Origin of the sequence: Vibrio sp. 10N.222.46.A1 (assembly GCF_041473595.1) — a bacterium.
Classification (GTDB): Bacteria; Pseudomonadota; Gammaproteobacteria; order Enterobacterales; family Vibrionaceae; genus Vibrio; species Vibrio tasmaniensis_A.
In genome coordinates, this window is the sequence record NZ_JBFRSN010000644.1 from 1 (window position 1) to 5604 (window position 5604).

6 protein-coding genes are annotated in these 5604 nt (G+C 44.7%); 3 read left to right on the forward strand and 3 right to left on the reverse strand.

Translation table 11 applies throughout. The annotated features are described in order from the left end of the window. The 3 genes from AB4496_RS17570 to phnE (AB4496_RS17580) all read left to right on the forward strand — a co-directional run. Positions 1-492: phosphonate ABC transporter ATP-binding protein (locus AB4496_RS17570; protein ID WP_372131497.1), on the forward strand; the 492-nt coding region annotated here is incomplete at its 5' end. Next, the gene (phnE, locus tag AB4496_RS17575) at positions 480-1304 is read left to right on the forward strand and encodes a phosphonate ABC transporter, permease protein PhnE (RefSeq protein ID WP_102258239.1); all 825 of its coding nucleotides are present in this window, start codon (positions 480-482) and stop codon (positions 1302-1304) included. The genes AB4496_RS17570 and phnE (AB4496_RS17575), both read left to right, overlap by 13 nt. Further along, a complete protein-coding gene (gene phnE / locus AB4496_RS17580; RefSeq protein ID WP_076675284.1) occupies positions 1304-2107 on the forward strand; it encodes a phosphonate ABC transporter, permease protein PhnE in 804 nt (267 codons plus the stop codon). The genes phnE (AB4496_RS17575) and phnE (AB4496_RS17580) overlap by 1 nt, the downstream gene beginning before the upstream one ends. A gap of 175 nt (positions 2108-2282) precedes the next feature. Here the strand turns inward: phnE (AB4496_RS17580) and AB4496_RS17585 are convergent, their stop codons facing one another. The 3 genes from AB4496_RS17585 to glgC all read right to left on the reverse strand — a co-directional run bounded on the left by AB4496_RS17585 (position 2283) and on the right by glgC (position 5197). Beyond that, on the reverse strand, positions 2283-3062 hold the full coding sequence (locus AB4496_RS17585) for an HAD-IIB family hydrolase (RefSeq protein WP_102258238.1): 780 nt from the start codon (positions 3060-3062) through the stop codon (positions 2283-2285). Positions 3063-3177: 115 nt separating this feature from the next. Further along, on the reverse strand, positions 3178-3534 hold the full coding sequence (gene hpf, locus AB4496_RS17590; RefSeq protein WP_009846260.1) for a ribosome hibernation-promoting factor, HPF/YfiA family: 357 nt from the start codon (positions 3532-3534) through the stop codon (positions 3178-3180). 442 nt (positions 3535-3976) lie between these two features. Beyond that, positions 3977-5197 (reverse strand): glucose-1-phosphate adenylyltransferase, encoded by a 1221-nt coding sequence (gene glgC, locus AB4496_RS17595; protein ID WP_032555176.1) that lies wholly within the window; start codon positions 5195-5197, stop codon positions 3977-3979. Positions 5198-5604: the final 407 nt, after the last annotated feature.

A 5604-nucleotide genomic window follows, 5' to 3' on the forward strand; every position in this document is an offset into this window, starting at 1 on the left:
GAATATAACCTTGTCGAACGTTTAACGGTTATCGAGAACGTGTTAAGCGGCCGCTTGGGTTACATGACCGCTTGGAATGCGTGGCGTCGTAACTACTCTGCGCAAGACCTAGCAAAAGCGTTCGAGTTACTTGAATTTGTTGGCCTGCAAGACTTTGCTAACCAACGTGCCGACAGTTTGTCAGGCGGCCAAAGACAGCGTGTCGGTATCGCTCGCGCAGTAATGCAAGACCCATATATCTTATTGGCGGATGAACCAACGTCATCACTCGACCCAAAAACCGCGGTTGAGATCATGGAGTTGATGGAGACATTCGCAGAACAGAAAAACATCCCAGTGTTGGTGAATATCCACGATGTGAACTTAGCCAAGCGTTATGCCAAGCGCATCATCGGCATGTGTAACGGTAAAGTTCATTATGACGGCAGCCCTGAAGGGATCTCAGAAGAAGATCTAAAAATCATTTACGGGGGTGAGTCATGGCTGGATTAACCCCAAGTTCATCGCCAAGCGTACCGTCAAACCAGTCGCCAACGAAGCATGAAAATCCGTTCAAAACCTCATGGACTAACCGTGCAATTATCGCTGCGATAGTTGCTTATCTGTTTTACAGTTTCTCGACGTTAGGGCTGACCCTCGATCGTTTGATCATCGGTTTTGGTGAAAGTGAGCGGTTACTATCAAGAATGTTCCCGCCAGATTTCTCGCGTACTAATCTACTGCTAAGTGGCTTAGCGGAGAGCTTACAGATAGCGATCATTTCGAGTTTCTTCGGCATCATCATCTCATTGTTTCTTGGCTTACTTGCCGCAAGAAACATGATGCCTTCGATTGTATCGACACCTATTCGTGGCTTCATCGCACTGTGTCGTTCTTTCCACCCAGTGATCATCGCAATTCTATTCGTGAAAGCGGTCGGCTTTGGTGCCCTTGCGGGGATCCTGACTTTAGTATTCGCATCGATTGGTTTTATTGCCAAGCTTTTTGCTGAAGCAATTGAAGAGATCTCTTTTAAACCAGTTGAAGCGATTAAAGCAACGGGGGCGAGCTTTGTCAGCGTCATTCTGTACGCGGTTATGCCACAGGTATTTACTCGTTTCATTGGCTTTGCTAGCTACCAATTGGACTCAAACTTGCGTAACTCAACCATGGTTGGCATCGTGGGTGCGGGTGGTCTTGGCGGTACGCTTTTCTCAGCATTCCAACGTTTTGATTACGACTTTGTCGCCGCTATTTTGATCACCATTATCGCATTGATTCTTGTGGGTGAATTTCTTTCCAATATTGTTAGGAGAATCTTCTAATGACAACTGCATCTATCGATAAAGAGTGGCAGCGCTTTACACCAAACGAACGTGTGGCTCGATTTGCCGTTTACCTTAGCTTAGTGTGTGCGATTGTTTGGTCTTGGCAAACCGTTGAAGTGATTCCTGAGTTCCTATACGACGCGCCAGCCCAGTTTGCCGACATGTTCGAGCGTATGGTGCCAATGGATTACGCGTTCTATCCTGAGTCGATTCACGCAGCGATGATTGAGACACTGCACATCGCGACGTTAGGTACCTTGTTTACCTTGGTATTTGCTATCCCTTTGGCGCTGATGAACGCGCCAAATATCACTCCGAATAAAGCTTTGAATTGGATTGCTCAATTCTTTCTGGTGTCTTCACGCTCTGTGAACTCATTGGTTTGGGCTTTGTTGTTTATCGCACTATTTGGCCCCGGTGTTCTCGCAGGCATTATGGCAATTGCTATTCGCAGTATCGGCTTTGTAGGGAAGCTGTTAGCGGAAGCGATTGCTGAAGTGAACATGGGGCCTATCGAAGCTCTGCGTGCAACCGGCGCTTCTTGGATGAGTATCTTGCTTAAAGGGTATTGGCCACAAGTGATGCCCGCATTCTATTCCATCGTATTGTTCCGTTGGGACATCAATGTGCGTGAATCTGCGGTATTGGGGTTAGTAGGCGCTGGTGGTATTGGCGTGGTGCTAAACGATGCGCAGAACCTTTTTGAGTGGCAAAAAGTTTCGATGGTGTTGGTGAGTATCTTCGCAGTGGTTATCGTTGCAGAAGCAGTGGTGATCCACATCCGTAACAAACTCATATAAACATATGGTGCAATGCAGCGTGTTTTGTGTGATGTGTCAAAGTTAAGAGCTTATCTAGCATTTTGAAGCTCAAACGACCCTAGGTACTTCGGTCTACCTAGCGGTCGTTTTTTTATGTCTATTGAGTGACCTAAGACCTTGTTAGAAGTAGAAGGGCGTGACTCGTTTTAAGTGTCTAGCTTTTAACTGCCAGCAGCGCATCCACAAATTCTGCAAACCCATAGCCTCCCGGCTGCGACATCACCTTACTTGGATGATGATCTAACTTATCCCAATAATGCTTAATGTTTGCCACGCCAACGGTGAGTGGCAGTGATTCGAACATCTGTTGATCGTTCATTGAATCGCCGACATAACACGCTTGCTTGTGGATTTGTTCAAGCGATAAGCCTTTATCAGCCAGGAAACGGTGCACGGCGTTTTTCTTTGAGTGTTCGCCATACCAAGCATTGATATGAATCGAACTTGCCGTCGCGTGTGCGCCTAAAGCGTGTATTCTTTCGAGTACCGCTTGAACAGTTTCAGGATCAACAGGCTTACGGTTTTGGCCGATATCAATCGCGACCTCACACAAGCGGTAAGATTGATCCAAAGTTAGCGAGAGGTCGGGGTAACTCAACAAGATCGCTTCAACTTCTTGTTTTAGCTTTGCTTGGTTCTGACGCACTTGTTCTAGCGGTGTTTCAGATGAGAGTTGTAATGCACCATCTTGCTTCTCTAGTAAGAAGGCGCCGTTCTCTCCTAGCACTGCATCGACAGGCCAAAGCTGCGCAATATGGTCACACCAACCAGCACAAGCGCCAGTCACCGCGACCACTTTGATTCCATTGTCTCTTAGCTTTTGTAACGCAATCAAGGTTTCAGGAGGGAGTGAGCCTTGCCAAGTGAGCGTGTCATCGACGTCGGTTAATACCCATTCGATGTGCTTCCAGTTATTGCCTAGTTGGTGTTCCATCTAAAAACTCACTATTCCATTGATTGAGGTGTAGATCGAAAAAGCCAGCAACGCATGCTGGCTTTGGAATTCTTGTGCGCTTCTATTCGTCAGTGCGCTTTAACTATTAGTCGAGTTATACCAGTTTCATCTCTTGGATGATGTCTGAAGCAATTTCTGGCTTCGTGCTCGTTGGTTTCTCGTGTAAGTCTGATTTCAATTGTCCCTTACGGTTACTTAGGCCTGCTTCAAGTTTCTTGAGTGCTGAAGCGATAGCTGGATACATAACGTCATCTGTAGCTTTTGCGTTTACACGTACACCTTCGTAGTTGGTGAACACTTCAACCTGGTGTTGACCATGTTCTTTTGTGATGATGATGTCGCAGCTGATCAGTGATGGGAAATGGTTAGATATCTTCTCGAATTTACCTTCGATGTCTTTGCGTGACTCGTCGTTAATTGATACATGATGTGTTTGAACATTTATTTTCATAAATCATACCTTTCCAATGACTGTGTCATTTAAACGTAGCAAACATCGGTTAGTTTAACCAACTGCGAAATAGCACATGTGTGATTCACTTCAGTGTTATCAAATAATCTCCCTTTACTCCCTTGAAAGTCCGAAGAACTGATCGCATATTATGTTTCGTGTTTTCAATACATGTTCAAAAATACCTCACTCGCGAAGCATTCCTCTAATCTACCTTGCCAGCCTAGGTTTTATCGCCTTAACCAAACGTCAGCTCAAATACTTATTCTAGTTTAAGTTTTGTAAATCATTGCTAGTTTGATGCCGATAATGCTTTCTTTTTAAATCACTGCAGTTGATATAAAAAGTGTGGTTTATATAAAAAAGCAAAGCTCCGTGAATGCGACTATTGAATAAGGCAACTCTTGGCTGCCCTTATAGCGCCATCTGGTTTTAGCGATAGCTATTCTTCAAATTGGTAAGAAGAGGGCACCACAATGACGCCTTGTTTCGATATGTGAAAGCGTTTAGCGTCGGCAAGGTTATCAATACCGATTTGGGTGCCATCTGGCACTTTGACGTTCTTATCTATGATGCAGTTTTGAATATGGCAATTTTTCCCAATCTCAACATCTTCAAACAGAATACTATCAATCACAATCGCGGCATTACTGACTTTCACTTTCGGGAAGAAGATAGAGTTTTGCGCAGAGCCACCTTCGATCACTACGCCATTCGCTATCATCGAGTTGATGAATATTCCTTGGTTTCCTTCTACAGAAGCAATGGTGCGTGCAGGTGGCAGTTGCGGCTCGTAGGTGCGAATCGCCCAATCTGGTTGGTATAAATCTATAGGTGAGGCTGGCTTTAACAGATCCATATTAGACTGGTAGTAAGAGTCGATAGTACCGACATCTCTCCAGTACGCATCTTGGGTCACTCGGCCTTCTTCGTCGCCAAACTTATACGCGTAAACACTGTTGTTGCCGACCAATTTAGGAATAATGTCTTTACCGAAATCATGGCTTGAGTTCGGATCTTCGGCATCCGCCAGTAGCGCTTGTGTTAACACCTCTTTATCAAAGACGTAAATACCCATTGAAGCCATGCTTCGAGTCGGCCTACCGGGGACACATGCAGGGTAACGTGGCTTTTCGGTAAAGTTATTGATCTCTAGAGATTCATCTATCTCCATCACACCAAATTCTTTGGCTTCATCAATCGAAACCTCCATGCACGCTACGGTTAGATCGGCCTCGTTCTTTTTATGTTGCTTGAGCATTGGCGCGTAATCCATGCGATAGATATGGTCGCCTGATAACACCACTACATGCTTAGCTTCGCTACGAGAAAGCAGATACAAGTTTTGATAAATCGCATCGGCAGTACCGCTATACCAACTATCACCTGTACGCATTTGTGGGGGGACATTGGTGATGTATTCGCCGAGCTCGGGGTTAAGCACCGACCAACCATCTCTTAAATGTTTTTGTAAAGAGTGAGACTTGTACTGAGTCAGCACCAAAATTTGGCGCAGCCCAGAGTGTAAGCAGTTCGCGAGCGTGAAATCGATGATTCGATATTTACCGCCAAAAGGTACCGCAGGTTTTGCACGGTTATCGGTAAGGGGAGAAAGCCGAGAGCCTACACCGCCGGCCAGAACGATTGTTAGAGTGTCTTGCATAGTCAGAACCTCAATGTATTTATGATTATGAACATAGACTTGCAAGCACTAAGCCAAATGTAACTCATTGAATATTAAACGAGGTGAGAGTGATTATTGTGGAAGTGCACCAAATTGATGCGTACGAGATATTGGCTTGCTCTATTTTGATCCAAATAGACCCGGGCAAGGTGAAGGGGTTAAATTAACAAAATGACGCACGGGAAAGTTGCATTACAAAACTGTCAATAAAATGAAGCGATAAAGTGATCAAGTCGATGCAAATTTACATAAGTTCTCACAAGTTTTCACAAATTGATTTCCATCAATAAAGTAGGGTTATTATATGCTACCTTGCACGCAAAATAAGAAATGATTACTCATTCACCAATAACGATTAAGCCCTCAAAAGGAAATTATAATGAAAA